This window comes from Streptomyces sp. NPDC017529 (assembly GCF_044329785.1).
GTDB lineage: Bacteria > Actinomycetota > Actinomycetes > Streptomycetales > Streptomycetaceae > Streptomyces.
This window is the reverse complement of sequence record NZ_JBIRJY010000001.1, coordinates 141,817-156,868: the sequence shown is the minus strand read 5'-3', so window position 1 is coordinate 156,868 and position 15,052 is coordinate 141,817. Positions and strand designations below refer to the sequence as shown.

Below are 15,052 nucleotides of genomic sequence, written 5' to 3'. Positions count from 1 at the left end.
GGTCACCAGTCGGTGAGGTCGACCACGCGTGAACAGTGCGGGTCGTCGGTGCCGGTGGCGGTGAGCCGCTCTTCGTCGAGCAGCGAAGGCAAGGCCGCCAGCAGCGCCGTGAGGGCGCCACCGGGGCGTACGTCGGCGGCTGTCGTCCCGGGGAGCGCCTCCTCCTCGGTGCCGAGGTAGAGGCGGAGCCGGTCCGGGGCCAGGAACAGGAAGCCGCACAAACGCGCCCGCGGGTGTTCCTCGGTGGCGGGGAAGGCGAGACACCGCAGGAGCGTGAGGGACCAGTCGTCGTTGGTGAAGGGGGCCGGAACCACGGTCGCGGGGTCCACGGTGAACAGGGTCATCCCCATGACGGTGCCGACCCTGTCGCGAGGGTAGATGTGGGTGCCCGTGTGGACGGTACGCAGGAGGGCCGCGACGTCGTGCGGTGTGCGCAGTTCGTCGCCCGCGCGCAGGGGGATCTCGTAGGCGGTGAGCCGGCCGGGGGCGTACTCGTCCTTGTCGCCGAGCACGACGCGCACGGCCTCTGCCGTGGGGGGCACCGGGAGGACACCCCGTACGTGCTGGTCCTCGACGAGGGGTGCGTAGACGTGGTGGAGCAGCAGGCCCGTGATGTCGGCCTGCTGCTCCACCATCTCTTCGTGCTCGTACGTCACTGATTTACCCAGTTGGGGCACTTCTGCATGCCCTTGCAGTATGCGGTGATCACGCCGATCGTATTCCCCTTCCCGGCGTCGTAACGCTTGTCGTCCGTCTTCCGCGCATAACGGGCCTTGACGATGAGGGTCACCCGTCCGTACTGGCGGTTCGAGGCGACGCCTTCGTACTGGAGGTTGGCCCCGTCCTTCTTGTCGACCTTGCCGCCGATGGGAATGTTCAGCAGATCGCACTTGCGGATGTTGTGCCGGCCGGTGAAGTGGTTCCAGCCGAACTCGGCGTTGCCGATGCGCGTCGGTATCTGCCGGCCGTCGGGGTCGACCGCGCTGCACCTTTCCTTCTTGTTCCAATACGGTGCCGCGTTCGCGGGCGCGGCGGCGCCGGCGAGGAGGATCGTTGCTGCCGCGACGGGTGACATGAGCGCCGTGATCTTCTTCATGATCCGACTGTGACATGCGTATCCACTGGATGCCACGCGCTCCCTGTCGCCAAATACCCGGCATTCATGGGGCATTTCACGGGGCATTGTGTCGAGCGTCACGGTCCGGGAGCTCCAGCGCCATGCCGACGACACCCGCCGCCAGCAGACCGGCCCCGATGACGAACAGCCACAGCCCGAAGACCACCCCCAGCGCCGTCAGCGCCACGGCCAGGCCGGTCAGCGGGGGGTAGCCGCTGCGGGGCGGGAAGAAGCCCAGCCCGCCGCAGCGGTCCCGCACTTCCGCGTCCTTGCGGTCTTCCGGCCGGTCCCCTCTCTTGCGGTGGTTCACCGCGCAAAAGCCGCACACCAGAAGGGACATCAGAAAGGAGACGGCCAGTGCCGCCGTCCCGGCCGGTTCTTTCGACCACACCGCGTAGACCAGGCCGGCCACGAAAAAGAAACCCGCCACACCGGCGAAGAGAAACCCCTCGATTCTCATACGCCACGCTCCCCGTGCGGATCGGGCGTCGGCCGGGTCCTGCCACGCTCCTGGGCGGGCAGCCGCCATGCCTCCGGATGGTGCAGGTCGAAGGCGGGGGAGTCGGAACGTACGCGGGGCAGCGTGTGGAAATTGTGCCGGGGCGGCGGACAGGAGGTCGCCCACTCCAGGGACCTGCCGTACCCCCACGGATCGTCCACCGACACCTTCGGCGCCCACCGCGTCGTCCGCCACACGTTGTAGAGAAAGGGCAGCGTGGAAATCCCCAGCAGGAAAGCGCCGATGGACGAGAGCGTGTTGAGTGCCGTGAATCCGTCGGCGGCCAGGTAGTCGGCGTAACGCCGCGGCATCCCGCCCGACCCCAGCCAGTGCTGCACCAGGAACGTCAACTGGAAACCGGCGAACAGCGACCAGAAGTGGATTTTCCCCAGCCGCTCGTCGAGCATCCGCCCCGTCAGCTTCGGCCACCAGAAGTAGAAGCCCCCGAACATCGCGAAGACCACCGTCCCGAACAGCACGTAGTGCAGGTGCGCCACGATGAAGTACGAGTCGGTGACGTGGAAGTCCAGCGGCGGTGACGCGATCAGCACACCGCTCAGGCCGCCGAGCAGAAAGGTGACCAGGAATCCGCCCGCCCACAGCATCGGCGTCTCGAACGACAGGCTGCCCCGCCACATGGTGCCGATCCAGTTGAAGAACTTCACCCCCGTCGGCGCGGCGATGAGAAAGGACATCAGGGAGAAGAACGGCAGCAGCACCGCGCCCGTGGCGAACATGTGATGGGCCCACACGGTCGCCGACAGCATGGTGATGGCGATGGTCGCCGCCACCATCCCGACGTACCCGAACACCGGCTTGCGGCTGAACACCGGGATGATTTCCGTGATCACGCCGAAGAACGGCAGCGCGACGATGTAGACCTCCGGATGCCCGAAGAACCAGAACAGGTGCTGCCACAGAACCGCTCCGCCGTTGGCGGGATCGTAGACGTGCGCCCCGAACTTCCGGTCCGCCTCCAGGGCGAGGAACGCGGCGGTCAGCACGGGGAAGGCCAGCAGTGCCAGGATCGACGTGAACAGCACGTTCCAGGTGAAGATCGGCATCCGGAACATGGTCATGCCCGGGGCGCGCAGGCACATGATCGTGGAAATGAAGTTCACCGCGCCCAGTGTGGTGCTGAGACCGGACACCACCAGCCCCATGGTCCACAGGTCGCCGCCGGCGCCCGGGGTGCGCAGGGCGCTGTTGAGAGGGGCGTAGGCGAACCAGCCGAAGGACGCGGCGCCCTGCGGGGTGAGAAACCCCGACACCACCATCAGGCCGCCGCAGAGGAACAGCCAGTACGTCAGGGCGTTGAGCCGGGGGAAGGCCACGTCGGGCGCGCCGATCTGCAAGGGCATCACCGCGTTGGCGAAGCCGGCGAACATCGGCGTCGCGAACAGCAGCATCATGATCGTGCCGTGGATGGTGAAGAGCTGGTTGTACTGCTCGTTGCTGACGATCTGCAGGCCGGGCCTGGCCAGTTCGGCGCGCATCACCATCGCCAGCGCGCCCGCCAGCAGGAAGAAGCCGAACGCGGTGACGAGGTAGAGGTTCCCGATCACCTTGTGGTCCGTCGTCGTCAGCCAGCGGCGCACCGCGCGGCCCACCGTGTCGCGGGGCGCCGCGGCGGCCTCCGTACGCGTGCCCTGCTGAACCTGGACCACCATGACCTCCGCCCGGCCGGGGTTGTGACACCGGCCCTCAGCCTGGCATCAGCCCGGCCGGAAACCCGGGGCCCACGGGGCGGGGCGGGCCGCCGCCACCCGGAAGGGTGCACCGGTGCCCCGCACCTGAGGGCACCGGCGCGGCGGCGGGCGTCCGGCCGTCGCAGGGAACACCCGCCGCGGCTCAGACCCGGCGGGTCTCCTCGGCGGTCGCCGGAGCGCGGCGCAGGGACAGCAGCCGCAGCAGAATGCCGGGCCCGCTCCTGACGGCGGGCGCCGGTACGGGTACGGGCGTGGGCGCGGAGCGTTCCGGCTCCGCGGTGCCGGACCCGGAAGCGGGCCGCGGTGTGCCGGCCGGGCTGGCGGCGGGCTCGTGTTTCGGCCCGGGGTCGTGTTCCGGCCCGGGGTCGTGCGAGGAATAGCTCAGGGCGCGCACATAGCCTTCCAGCGCGCGTTGGGGATCGATGGGCATGACGCACCTCTCCTGCTGGTCGTTGCTGTGGGTCCGGGAGCGCCCTCGCCGGAGCGGGGCGCGGTCCCGGTCAGCAGCGCAGGACGGTGTGGTGCGCGCGGGAGTTGGCGGCGTTGCGTACACCCGGCCGCGGAACGGCAGGGCGGCCGAAGGGCCGGGCGGCATGAGTGGTGTGGTGCGGCGGCGACGGTGTGAGGGGCCGGGCCGCGGGGGAGCGGTCGGTACGGGCCGCCCGGCTGGTCCGGGGCCCGGCCGCCTGGGTGAAGGTGTCGTCGGCGGTGAGCTCGGCCGGCATGGATACGGCGCTCTCGGGCCCGCTGGCGGGTTCGAGGGTCACCGGCAGGGAACCGCACAGGGCGACCAGGGTGGCGATCAGCGCCAGGGCGCAGGCTCGCGCCATCGACCGCCGTGGCCCGCAACCCCCTTGGTTCATGCACAAAGGGTAACGATTCGACTACTGTGCGCGCATGTCGTCGAACGGGTGAGTTTCCCGTCCGGAACGCGTCACCGAAGAGCGCCACCGCCCACGGAAAGGGTCCCTGTCATGGCCGGCAGCAAGCGCATCCTCATCACCGGAGCGGGGTCCGGCTTCGGCCGGGACGCCGCCCTGCGGCTCGCCGGACGCGGGCACCACGTCATCGCGGCCGCCGAGAACCGGCCCCAGATGACCGGGCTGATCGCCGAGGCGGACCGGCGCGGTGTCCGCCTGCAGGTGGAGAACCTGGACGTCACCAACGCGCTCCACCGCGACCAGGCCCACGCCTGGGACGTGGACGTCCTCTTCAACAACGCCGCCATCGGCGAGATGGGCCCGCTGTCCGAAATCCCGATGGCACTGTTCCGGCAGGTCTTCGAGGTCAACGTCTTCGGCAACCTCGCGCTGGCCCAGGGCTTCGCCCGGCAGATGGTGCGGCGCGGCAGCGGCCGCATCGTCTGGCTGTCGTCCATCGCGGGCCTGACGACCAACCCGTACCTCGGACCGTACTGCGCGTCCAAGTACGCCATCGAGTCGATCGCCCAGGCCATGCACGACGAACTCAAGCCGCTGGGTGTCAGCGTCTGCACCATCAACCCGGGCCCGTACCAGACCGGGTTCAACGACCGGATGGGCGATGCGCTGCGCGTCTGGCTCGATCCGGAGAAGTCCGCCGCCGCGCGGCACTTCACCACGGACCTCGGCGTCGAGGTCACGCTGGCCGACGACTACGGCCGGATGACCGGGGAGAGCCAGAAGGACCCCGAGGAGATCGTCGAGCTGTTCGTGCGGGTCGCCGAGGAGGACTCCGGCCTCTTCCGCAACTTCCTTCCGGCGGACCGTATCGAGGGAGCGAAGCGGCAGCAGGCCGCCATCTGGGACCTCCGGCAGTAGACCCGGCGCCCGCTACCGGACGTACCGACACCTGGAGGAACCGTGCACGCGCCGACCGTTCCGCTCCGCCCCGTGCCCGGCCCGCGCGGTCTGCCGTGGCTCGGAAACCTGCCCGCCTTCGGCAGGGATCCGCTGGCCTTCCTGGCCCGGATACGGGACGAGTACGGGGACGCCGTGACGTGGTTCCTGGGCCCGCGGCGCGGCCTGTTCCTCTCCCACCCGCAGCACATCGCCGAACTGCTCCGCGCCCGGGACCAGGCTTTCGGCCTCCTGGAGATCGGCTGGGCGTTCAAGCAGGTCGTCGGCGGGAGCGTCATGCTCAGCAAGGGCGCCGACTGGCGCCGCAAGCGCGGCCTGGTCCAGCCGGCCGTCCGCCCGCGCCAGGTGCGCGCCCACGCCCGCACCATGATCGACAGCGCGCTCGCGGCGGCCGCCCGCTGGCGCGACGGCGAGCGTATCGACGTCCACGCCGAGATGACGACGATCACCCAACGCATCGTCCTCCGCACGCTCTTCGGCAACGACCTCGGCGTCCGTACCCGCGCGCTCGCCGGCGCCATGGCGGTCGCCGAACGGGAGGTCGCCGCCGAACTGCGCGGCGTCACCCTCTTCCTGCCCGACTGGGTGCGCACACCGTCCAGGCGGCGCCTGCTCGACGCCGTCGCCACCATCGACGCGGAGATGCACCGGCTGATCAGCGCCCGGCGGAAGAGGCCGGAGGGCGCCGACGGCGGTACGCGCGGGCCGGGCGACGACCTGCTGACCCGCCTCCTCGAAGCCAGGGACGAGGAGGGGCGCCTACTCACCGCCACAGAGGTACGCGACGAAGCGGTGACACTCTGGGCGGCCGGCCACGAGACGACCTCCACCGCCCTGACGTGGACCTGGTACCTGCTCTCGCGGTCACCGGAGGCGCGGGCCGGGCTGGACGACGAACTGGACCGGGTCCTGGGCGGCCGGCCGCCCACCGCGGACGACTACGAGCGGCTGCCCTGGGCCCGGCAGATCGTCAAGGAGGCCCTGCGGGTGTATCCGCCGGCCTGGGTGATCCCCGCCGTGGCCAAGGAGGGCGCCACCCTGGGCGGGAGCGCCGTCGCGGCCGGTACGACGGTGTGGTGCAGCCCGTGGACGACCCACCGGGACCCGCGTTGGTTCCCCGACCCCATGGCCTTCCGCCCCGAACGCTGGAGCGCCGACGCCCCGGACGCGGTCCCCGATCACGCCTGGTTCCCGTTCGGCGGCGGCCCGCGCGGCTGCCTCGGCGCCCGGTTCGCCCAGGTGGAGGCGGTTCTCCTGCTGGCCACCCTGGCGCAGCGTTTCCACCTGGACGACATGCCGAAGGAAGCGGCCCACAAGGTCGGCATACTCGTCCAGCCGGCCGTGCCGCTGATCGCGACCTTGCGCGCGCGCCCGCGCCCGTAGCGGCCGTACCGCTACGGCCGGGCCGGGCCGGGGCGAGCCGCGGCCGTTCAGCCGAGGATCCCCAGCTCGGTGTCCGGACGGCAGCCGTAGCATGCCTCCACCCCCTGGCCGAGGGCGTCGACCGCCTGCTCGCGGCTGATGGCCCGGCCGCGGGCGACCTGTCCGCACCCGCCGGCGTGTACGCGGACGGCGCGCCCGTCGCGGCCGCCGAGACGTTCGGTTTCCAGCAGCCAGTCGGGCCGGGGCGGCCGGACCGGTGCGGGCCGGTCGCGCTCCAGCTGTTCGAGGTGCTGGATCCGGGCGCGAACGTTCGCGAGCTGCAGGCGCAGCCATGTCTCCAGGGTGCGGAGGCGCGTCAAATCCGGAGGCAATTCGCTCACGAGTTCGATTCTAGCCGTTCGCTCCACCGGCGGTCCGGGCCCGCCCCGCCCGCTCCAGTACGGTGGCTTCGCATGACCGACGCCGAGATCGAGATCACCGCAGACTTGGTCCACGACCTTCTACAGGAGCAGCATCCGGACCTCGCAGGGCTGGCCATCCGCGAGATAGCGGGCGGTTGGGACAACCAAGTCTGGCGCCTTGGGGACCAATTGGCCGTGCGCATGCCGCGGACAGAGAGTGCCCCGGACCTTCAGCGCAAGGAGTGCCGGTGGCTGCCCGTCTTGGCTCCGCGCCTGCCGCTTCCGGTCCCGACCCCTGTGCGGACCGGTGCGCCGTCGGCGCGCTTCCCCAAGCCCTGGACCATCATGACGTGGGTTCCGGGCGAGCCGCTGGATCACACCTCGATCAGCCGCGGCGACCACGCGGCCGACACCCTGGCGGGCTTCCTCAGGGCGCTCCACGTGGAGGCCCCCGCTGACGCGCCGATCAGTGAGGACCGCGGCGGCCACCCCAAGAAGTGCACGGACGGCTTCGACCACTTCTTCCACGCCGTGGCCCCAGACGGCCTCGCCGACGACATCCGGGCCGTCTGGGACGACGCCGTCGCGGCGCCCGAGTGGGAGGGGCCGCCGCTCTGGGTGCATGGCGACCTGCATCCGGCGAACGTCGTCGTCTCGGACGGGACGCTCGCGGGCGTGATCGACTTCGGTGCCGTGTTCGCCGGCGACCCGGCGTGGGACCTCGCGGCCGCATGGGTGGTCCTTCCCGCGGGCGCCGCCTCACGGTTCTTTGACGTGTACGCGCATGCCGACGAGGCGACGATCCGGCGCGCCCGCGGACTGGCTGCTCTGAAAAGCCTGTTCCTCTTGCTCATGGGCCGGAACGGAGACCGTGGCCTTCCTGGCGGCAAGCCGGCATGGGGACCCGCGGGCCGGGCGGCGCTCGATCGTGTTCTGAGAGGTTTGCCGTAGACACGGAGCGACGAGCCTCAGAAGTTCACTCGGCTCCCATCGGCCAGGACGCTCAGCCGTCGCGTCCCGCCGGTGCCGGGGCCGGTGCCGGGGGCGGGGCGGCGGCGCGGGCCGGGGAGCGGCAGGCCACCGCCGCGAACACGAGTGAGGCGGCGATGCCGCCCAGGTGGGCACGGCTGGAGAGCGTCGAGGTCACGACGGTCTCCAGGGAGAAGGCCAGCACCGTACCCACGAGCAGTACGGGCGCACGGCAGGTCCAGCCGAGACAGATGAGCAGCCCCACCACGGCGGCGGACGGACCGGTGTCGGCCAGCAGCGCTTCGTCGGGCGAGACCGCCAGCGGATGATGCGGCGCGAGGGTGAGGACGAACCGGGCGAACAGCGTCGCCGCGGCCGTGACCACCAGGGATACGGCCGCCGTCCGCACCGCCCCGAGGACGCACTCGGCCACCCCGAAGATCACCACCACCTGGGCGAGCGCTCCCCACCACGGGAGCCCCGGCGCCGGAGCGAACAGCGACAGCGGCAGGCGCGGCAGCACCAGCCACAGCGGTACGTCGGCCCGTACGCCGCCGAGCGCCCACACCAGGCGCGAGCCGGCGTCCGTCGTGGCCAGGGCGTGGCAGACGACGACCAGGACCGTGGACACCGCCGTCAGCGGCACCGCGGCCAAGCGGCGGTGGCACAGCGAGGCCCAGGTCGGACCGGCGACCCGGTGCCACTGCGCCAGGAGGGCCCGGCCCGTACGGAGTGGCAGTCCCGGCGTACGTCCCGGAGCGGTGGCCGCGCGGGCCGGGCCCGGCAGACACCGGGGGCGGCCCGGCAGCCTCCGTTCCCTGCGTGGAAGGGGCCACCATGCGCCGGTCATGAGCCGGTCCTGTTCTTCATCGAGCCTCCGACGGGAGCCGGCGACGGCGTCGCGGCCGCGGCGTTCGTGGTCAGTCGTCCCTCACTCGTACCTCACGCGTTCCCCATCCGGCCCCTGTGGCCCGTAGGTGACCGCCAGTTCACTCCTTCGCCACGGGTGCCCCGACGAGCTGAGGACATGTCAGCAGCCGGGGCCGGGCCGGGGCCGAATCCGGGCGGCTCGATGCGGAACGGAGATGTCAAATTACGACGTTCCTCGTACAATGAAGCTCCCGGCTGGAAACCGACCGTCCGGCGCCGACTTCCAGGAGCTGCCATGCCGACCACCACGACGACAGCGACCGACCGGCCCGGCGCCCGGGCCCTGGACCACCCTGACCGCGCGGCGATCCGCCTCGAAGGCGTCCTGCACGCGCTGGCCGACCCGATGCGGATGCGCATCGTGCGCTGCCTCGCGGCGGCCCAGGGAGAACTGTCCTGCGCGGACGTCCACCTGCCCGTCAGCAAGTCGACCTGCACCCATCACTACCGGGTGCTGCGCGAACACGGCGTCATCAGCCAGATCTACCGCGGTACGGCCAAGATGAACGCGCTGCGCCGCACGGACCTCGACGAGCTCTTCCCCGGCCTGCTCGAACGGGTTCTGGAAGCGGCGCAGCTCCAGGACGAGCGCGGCGCAGCCTGACCGGCGCCCGCGAGCACCCGGTCCCGGCACCCGGTCCCGACACCCGGCCCCCGGCCCCGACATCCGGTCAGCGTTGCCCGCGCGCGGCCGCCACCAGCAGCCCGGACCAGTCCGCGATCTTCACGGCGGCCGTCCGCCCCAGCTCCCGGCCGAGCGCCGCCTCCGCCGCCTCGATACCCAGCCAGCCCGGCCAGGGAACGGGCCGCTGACCCGCTCGCCGCAGCGCGACCAGCGGATCGTCCGGCACGGGCCCGCGTGCCAGCCCGCCCGCGTCCGCCAGCAGGGCGGCCGCGGTCTGCTTGGCGCACGGCCGGTTCGTGCCGATCACACCGGTCGGTCCCCGCTTGATCCACCCCGCCACGTACTCGCCGGGGGACGGGACGCCGTCCCGCAGCACCCGCCCCTCGGAGTGCGGCACCGTCCCGGTCGCCGCGTCGAACGGCAGGCCCGGCTGCGGCGTCCCCTTGTACCCGACCGACCGCAGGACGAGCTGCGCCGCGATCTCCTCGTACTGCCCGCTGCCCGTGACCCCGCCCAGCCCGTCCGGCACCGTCCGCTCGAACCGCACCGCGCGCACTCCCGCCGCCGCGTCCCCGACCAGCTCGACAGGCCGCAGGAAGAACCGCAGGTGTATCCGGCGCGGCCGCTCATGGCCGCCGCCCGCCCCCGCCGCCGCACCGCGCTCGGCCCAGCCGCGCAGCACCTCCACGTTGCGCCGGTTCACCGCGGGCAGCCCCGCTGGATCGCCGTACGCGGGATCCAGCGCCAGCTCCTCGGGCCGTACGACCACGTCGGCGCCCGGCAGCGCTCCCAGCTCGCGCAGTTCCTTGGTGGTGAACTTCGCCTGCGACGGCCCTCGCCGCCCCACCATCCACACGTCCTCGACGCGGCTCTCCGCCAGTGCGCCGAGCGCCCCCTGCGGCACGTCCGTACCGGCCAGCTCGTCGGCCCGCCGGGCGAGGACGCGCGCCACGTCCACGGCGACGTTGCCCACCCCGATCACCACCGCCGACCGCGCGTCCGGCCGGAAGCAGCGGCCCGCCGCGTCCGGGTGCGCGCTGTACCAGGAGACGAAGTCGGTGGCGGAGTGGCTGCCGGGCAGATCCTCGCCCGGGATGCCCATGCGGCGGTCGGTGGCGGCCCCCACGCAGTACACGACCGCATGGAAGACGCTCCGCAGCTCCCGCGGCCCCAGGCCGTCGGCCCCCACGTCGACGTTGCCCAGGAAGTGCACGCGCGGATGCTCCAGCACCGAACGGAGATTGTGCTGCAGCGATTTGATCTTCTCGTGGTCGGGCGCGACACCGTAGCGGACCAGTCCGTACGGGCATGGCAACCGGTCGAGGACGTACACCTCCACGTCCGGCACCGCCTCCTGCCCGACCAGCGCCTGAGCGGTGTAGACACCACTCGGTCCCGAACCGATCACTGCGACACGAAGCACGAGGGGCCCCTTCCCGCGGAGTACTACCAGGGTCGCACTGGTGTAGGGGAAGTGGGAGGTGCGCCACCGAAGTTGCCCCACGGCCAGGACAGACCGCGGTCCGCATACGCCAAGTCGAGGACGGGCCGCGCTCCTACCAGCAACACCCCCCTCAGGAGTGAGCCCGGCACGTCGCGCAGCATTAACTCACCAGAGTGATATTTTCCCGCCCCCGGCCCCAGGCCGTTCACCCCGGCAACACGGCCCCGTCCCCCAACGTGGACGCCTCGGGAGGTTCCGCCTCGTGCAACGAGGGCGGCACTTCACGCAACGGAGGCGGACCTTCCAACGGAGGCTCCGGCCCCTCGCTCGGCGGGAAGCCCAGCTCCCAGTCCAGCCCGTACCGCTGGAACAGTTCCGCCCGCAGCCGCGCGGCCGGCATCGGCGCACCGGGCAGCAACACCGCCACCACCGACCCCATCAGCAACGCCCGCAACAGCCGGTAGTCCGTGTCCGCGTCCTCGGTGCCGTACCGCTCCACCGTGTCACGCAGCAAAAACGCCAGCTGCTGCTGCTCGGGACACTGGATGAAACCTTCCGCCGTCAGGATCCCGGCCATATGCGTACGCATCAGCAGCGGACGTTCCTGCGCCAGCCCCAGAATCGCGTCGATGGCCCGCGCCAGCCGCTCCCGGCCCGCGTCCTCACCGGCCGGCACGGGCTCGCGTTCGAGCGCCGCCTGCAGCGAGTGGTGCATCAGCCGATGCACGGCGGACTGCAGCAGCTGCCGCTTGCCCGGAAAGTAGTACGAGATCAGCCCGCGCGCAGAACCGGCGCGGCAGGCGATGTCCCCAAGCGTCGTCGCCTCGTACCCGCGCTCGTCCACCAACTCGACGGTCGCCTGCAACAAGCGCTCCCGGGAACGCCGCCGCAACTCTTCATTGACCGAGGGGCTGCGGGGGGACATGCTGTTAACTCCTGCGTTGACTGGCTGGGAGCCAATATACTCAGCAGGTCTCCGGATGTCCGCACCACCACGGCGCAGACTCCGGCCAAGCTGCCCGGGTCGGGCGACGCGGGGGATCGTCCGACCCGGGCGGGGGTGACGAGCAGGCCGGTGCAGGTGTGCAAGCTCGATCGCCTCTGGCCACCTCCGGTCGTACTGATGCTGACTCGATGCTGAGTTTCCTGATGGGGTGTCAGGTTGCGGATGATTATGTTCCGTGTCGACCGCGAGAGCCCCTCTGGGGGTGAGAGCGACCATGGGGATGGAAGCGGCTCACGAGAGGAAGCGCCGCGCCCCGTCGCGATCCGATGGCAGTGACTGCCGACCGCTCACGAGTTTCTTGCGCTTGTCGATCTTCACGTCGCTCAATTTGGGCCGGGTGGCCGAGCTCTTGGAACACAAGGCCGGCGGTCCGCCGCCGGCCCAGGCCCGGCGCCAGCGCTGCACCGAGCGCACACTCACCCGCAACTGCTTGGCCACCACCATGTTGTCGCGCCCGGCCGCGAACATCCCCGCCGCCTCCAGGCGCAACCCCTCGCGAAAGGCCCGGCGCTCAGCAGTCAGGCCACCACCCTGCGGCTACCTCACGCTTCGGGCATACCGCGACCGTCACCATCCATCAGCCCCCCCACAACCTCAGTAGAACCCGTAGGTTCGTTCAAGGCGTACGGGCCCGAGGTGCTCAGCCCGCCGGCTGTGTCGGCTCGGCCGCTTCGTCAGCCGATCCGGCCTGTCCGCCGCAGAACACCTCCTGGACGAGCCGCTGTTGTATCTTCGGGAACACCGCGGCCAGAGACAGTGCGGCATCGTCCACGTAGTTCAGCGCGGCGGTCAGGGTCTTGCTGCCGTCGGGCGTGCTGTACATCAACGCCGCGTGGCCGCCGTGGCCGCCGTTGTGGAAGAGGACGATGCCGCCGTCGGGGCCGGCTTCCTGTACGCGCAGCCCCAGGCCGAAGCCGCTCTGGGGGTGCGGCGTGCGCATCTCGGCCAGCAGCGGGGCCGGCAGGAGCTTGCCGCCCGCCAGCGCGGAGATGAACGTGTGGAGATCCCGGGTGGTGGAGATCATGTCACCGCCGGCGGCGATCCAGGAGGGGTTGTGGCGGGTGACGTCGACCGTCTTCTGCCGGCCGGCGTCCTCGTAGCGGTAATAGGCGTGGGCGTGCGGTGCGGGGATCTCCGGCGAGGTGCCCGGAACGATGGTGCCCGACAGGCCGAGCGGCCCCACGATCCGCTCCTGAGTCACCTCGGCGCACGAGTGCCCGGTGACCTTCTCGATCAGCAGCCTGGCCAGCACGTAGTTGGTGTTGGAGTAGCTCCAGCCCGTCCCCGGCTCGAACCGTGCCGGCTTGGACAGCGCCAGGCGTACCAGCTCCTCGGGCCGGTAGGTCTTGAACCGGTTGTCCACCCACTCCTTGCCCGCGATCGTGGAGGGGATCCCCGGCACCACCGTCCCGTCCTGCAAAAGCTCGCCGGTGTGGTTGAACACCCCGCTGGTGTGTTGCAGCAGCATCCGCACCGTGATCCGCCGGTCCAGCCCGAACCCGGGCAGGTAGTCAGCCGCCGGGGCGTCCAGTCCGACCTTGTCCTCAGCCACCAGTTGCAGTACCAGGGTCGCGGTGAAGGTCTTGGTGTTGCTGCTGATCCGGACGCGCCCGTCGGTCGGCGGGGGCGCGGTCTCGCCCAGTTCGGCCACCCCTGCGCTGCCGACCCACTCGCCCCGCTCATCATGCACGCGCAGCGACACCCCGACGAGACCGAGATCGACGATCTCCTCGATGGCCTTCTGCAGCTCCGGGCGATCCGGCCCGACAGCGGGGTTCTTCGTGGTGTGGAGGGACTTCTCCATGGTCGTTCCTTAACTCGCGACAGTAGGTGTTTGGTACCGCTCGCAGTGCAACGTGGCTCTGGCGGCCAACGGCCTCTTCGAGGCGGCAATGCGATGAGCGTGCACCCTGACCCGAGGTCAAGGTCAACCTGTTCCGCGGCCACGGACCGACCGGCACCGCAAGCGTCCCCGGGCAGGACCAGGCGTTGGCCGCGGTCCGCGCCGGCCAGTACGCCGAGATCGCCATTGAGTTCCACGCACTCCGCGCCGCCCTCGGCCTGGTTCTCGACCGTTGGCAGTCGTGGCGCGGTACGCGGTCGCTCGGGCGCCGGCCTCGGCAACCAGGGTGGGAGCGGGAACAGATGCGCGCTACCCTCACTCTGTGATCGCCCACAACCCGTACCTCAAGGTGAGCGCGAAGGTCGCCGGCGGCCACGGCCCGACCCTGGACAAGGACTTTTGCGCTGCCGCCGACGCGGTCCGCGCGACCGCAGCCGCCCACGGTCCGGCCGCCCACGATGCGGAGGTGCGTTGAGCCGATGGCAGACGGGCTCACGATCGGTCAGGCCGCGGCGTACGTCGGCATCACGATCAAGACCGTGCGGCACTATCACCGGCTCGGCCTGGTCGCCGAGCCGGAACGCGACGGTTCGGGTTACCGGCGTTACGGGTCGACCGACCTGCTCCGGCTGATCCAGGTCCGGACCCTGGCCGGGGCCGGCGTGCCGCTGGCCGAGATCGGCGACCTGCTCGACGCCGAACCTGAGCGGTTCGCCGCCGCCTTGGACGACGTGCATCACCGGCTCACCGAACGGATCGAGGAACTGATCGAGCGCCGCGACACGCTGCACCGGCTCTCCCATGGCGACCGGGCCCTACTGCCCGACCGGGCCTGCGCGGTCTTGGACCGGCTCGCCGGCCTCGGCTTCAGCACCGACTACGTGGCCGGTCAACGGGAGGCACTGGTGCTGGCCCGGGCGCTGGTTCCGGCTGTCTTCGACAGCTTCCTGACCCGGCTCGAACACTGCCTCGGCGATCCCGAGTACGTCGAGCTGACCAAGCGGGGCTGGGATGCGAAGTCCTGGGATCCGGACGACCCGCGGGTCGAGGAGCTGGCGTCCGCGCTGGCCGACAAGCTGCTGGCCAACCGCGCGCTGCTGGCGATGCCGGCCGGGTTTGAGAAGCAGGCCGACGCCGCCTCCCGGTACGGACTGGTCAACCACCACCGGGACGACCTGGGGCCGTCCATCGCCCGGTTGAACGCGCTGATCGAGGCGCACCTGCGTGCGGCCGGCATCGACGTCCCGCAACAGTGACAGCCGCCCCGGCAGGCCCGGTGCTGCGGCGG

General features: G+C 71.1%; 18 protein-coding genes. 6 read left to right on the top strand and 12 right to left on the bottom strand.

What is annotated here, in order from left to right; translation table 11 throughout:
• Positions 1-2: 2 nt before the first annotated feature.
• From ACH4K4_RS00310 to ACH4K4_RS00285, 6 genes are all read right to left on the bottom strand, one after another.
• A complete protein-coding gene (locus ACH4K4_RS00310; protein WP_398163735.1) occupies positions 3-656 on the bottom strand; it encodes a hypothetical protein in 654 nt (217 codons plus the stop codon).
• On the bottom strand, positions 653-1,096 hold the full coding sequence (locus tag ACH4K4_RS00305; RefSeq protein ID WP_398163734.1) for a hypothetical protein: 444 nt from the start codon (positions 1,094-1,096) through the stop codon (positions 653-655). The genes ACH4K4_RS00310 and ACH4K4_RS00305 overlap by 4 nt, the downstream gene beginning before the upstream one ends.
• A gap of 76 nt (positions 1,097-1,172) precedes the next feature.
• On the bottom strand, positions 1,173-1,577 hold the full coding sequence (locus tag ACH4K4_RS00300) for a cytochrome c oxidase subunit 4 (protein WP_398163733.1): 405 nt from the start codon (positions 1,575-1,577) through the stop codon (positions 1,173-1,175).
• Positions 1,574-3,286 carry a cytochrome c oxidase subunit I gene (ctaD, locus tag ACH4K4_RS00295; RefSeq protein WP_398163732.1) on the bottom strand — a complete coding sequence of 571 codons (1,713 nt, stop codon included), beginning with the start codon at positions 3,284-3,286 and terminating at the stop codon, positions 1,574-1,576. Before ctaD ends, ACH4K4_RS00300 begins: the two co-directional genes overlap by 4 nt.
• 181 nt (positions 3,287-3,467) lie before the next feature.
• Positions 3,468-3,755, bottom strand: coding sequence for a hypothetical protein (locus ACH4K4_RS00290; protein ID WP_398163731.1), 288 nt, complete (start codon positions 3,753-3,755; stop codon positions 3,468-3,470).
• Between the two features lie 70 nt (positions 3,756-3,825).
• The gene (locus ACH4K4_RS00285) at positions 3,826-4,188 is read right to left on the bottom strand and encodes a hypothetical protein (protein ID WP_398163730.1); all 363 of its coding nucleotides are present in this window, start codon (positions 4,186-4,188) and stop codon (positions 3,826-3,828) included.
• A gap of 111 nt (positions 4,189-4,299) precedes the next feature.
• Here ACH4K4_RS00285 and ACH4K4_RS00280 point away from each other — a divergent pair, with 111 nt between their 5' ends.
• Together ACH4K4_RS00280 and ACH4K4_RS00275 are read left to right on the top strand one after the other, a co-directional pair.
• Positions 4,300-5,124 carry an SDR family oxidoreductase gene (locus tag ACH4K4_RS00280; protein WP_398163729.1) on the top strand — a complete coding sequence of 275 codons (825 nt, stop codon included), beginning with the start codon at positions 4,300-4,302 and terminating at the stop codon, positions 5,122-5,124.
• A 42-nt stretch (positions 5,125-5,166) separates the two neighbouring features.
• A complete protein-coding gene (locus ACH4K4_RS00275) occupies positions 5,167-6,546 on the top strand; it encodes a cytochrome P450 (protein ID WP_398163728.1) in 1,380 nt (459 codons plus the stop codon).
• Between the two features lie 47 nt (positions 6,547-6,593).
• Here the strand turns inward: ACH4K4_RS00275 and ACH4K4_RS00270 are convergent, their stop codons facing one another.
• Positions 6,594-6,926: a DUF6233 domain-containing protein gene (locus ACH4K4_RS00270; RefSeq protein WP_398163727.1), complete on the bottom strand. Its 333-nt coding sequence runs from the start codon at positions 6,924-6,926 to the stop codon at positions 6,594-6,596.
• A 72-nt stretch (positions 6,927-6,998) separates the two neighbouring features.
• Here ACH4K4_RS00270 and ACH4K4_RS00265 point away from each other — a divergent pair, with 72 nt between their 5' ends.
• On the top strand, positions 6,999-7,898 hold the full coding sequence (locus tag ACH4K4_RS00265) for an aminoglycoside phosphotransferase family protein (RefSeq protein ID WP_398163726.1): 900 nt from the start codon (positions 6,999-7,001) through the stop codon (positions 7,896-7,898).
• A gap of 52 nt (positions 7,899-7,950) precedes the next feature.
• Here the strand turns inward: ACH4K4_RS00265 and ACH4K4_RS00260 are convergent, their stop codons facing one another.
• Positions 7,951-8,766, bottom strand: coding sequence for a hypothetical protein (locus ACH4K4_RS00260; RefSeq protein ID WP_398163725.1), 816 nt, complete (start codon positions 8,764-8,766; stop codon positions 7,951-7,953).
• Positions 8,767-9,081: 315 nt separating this feature from the next.
• Between ACH4K4_RS00260 and ACH4K4_RS00255 the strand changes: the two genes are divergently transcribed.
• Positions 9,082-9,450 carry an ArsR/SmtB family transcription factor gene (locus tag ACH4K4_RS00255; RefSeq protein WP_398163724.1) on the top strand — a complete coding sequence of 123 codons (369 nt, stop codon included), beginning with the start codon at positions 9,082-9,084 and terminating at the stop codon, positions 9,448-9,450.
• A 67-nt stretch (positions 9,451-9,517) separates the two neighbouring features.
• Here the strand turns inward: ACH4K4_RS00255 and ACH4K4_RS00250 are convergent, their stop codons facing one another.
• The 4 genes from ACH4K4_RS00250 to ACH4K4_RS00235 form a co-directional block, all read right to left on the bottom strand.
• The gene (locus tag ACH4K4_RS00250; protein ID WP_398163723.1) at positions 9,518-10,894 is read right to left on the bottom strand and encodes an FAD-dependent oxidoreductase; all 1,377 of its coding nucleotides are present in this window, start codon (positions 10,892-10,894) and stop codon (positions 9,518-9,520) included.
• Positions 10,895-11,120: 226 nt separating this feature from the next.
• On the bottom strand, positions 11,121-11,840 hold the full coding sequence (locus ACH4K4_RS00245) for a TetR/AcrR family transcriptional regulator (protein WP_398163722.1): 720 nt from the start codon (positions 11,838-11,840) through the stop codon (positions 11,121-11,123).
• A 312-nt stretch (positions 11,841-12,152) separates the two neighbouring features.
• The gene (locus tag ACH4K4_RS00240; RefSeq protein WP_398163721.1) at positions 12,153-12,410 is read right to left on the bottom strand and encodes a helix-turn-helix domain-containing protein; all 258 of its coding nucleotides are present in this window, start codon (positions 12,408-12,410) and stop codon (positions 12,153-12,155) included.
• A gap of 151 nt (positions 12,411-12,561) precedes the next feature.
• Positions 12,562-13,725: a serine hydrolase domain-containing protein gene (locus ACH4K4_RS00235; RefSeq protein ID WP_398163720.1), complete on the bottom strand. Its 1,164-nt coding sequence runs from the start codon at positions 13,723-13,725 to the stop codon at positions 12,562-12,564.
• Positions 13,726-14,086: 361 nt separating this feature from the next.
• Here ACH4K4_RS00235 and ACH4K4_RS00230 point away from each other — a divergent pair, with 361 nt between their 5' ends.
• Both ACH4K4_RS00230 and ACH4K4_RS00225 read left to right on the top strand, forming a co-directional pair.
• The gene (locus ACH4K4_RS00230; protein ID WP_398163719.1) at positions 14,087-14,239 is read left to right on the top strand and encodes a hypothetical protein; all 153 of its coding nucleotides are present in this window, start codon (positions 14,087-14,089) and stop codon (positions 14,237-14,239) included.
• A 4-nt stretch (positions 14,240-14,243) separates the two neighbouring features.
• A complete protein-coding gene (locus ACH4K4_RS00225; protein WP_398163718.1) occupies positions 14,244-15,020 on the top strand; it encodes a MerR family transcriptional regulator in 777 nt (258 codons plus the stop codon).
• Positions 15,021-15,052 lie beyond the last annotated feature (32 nt).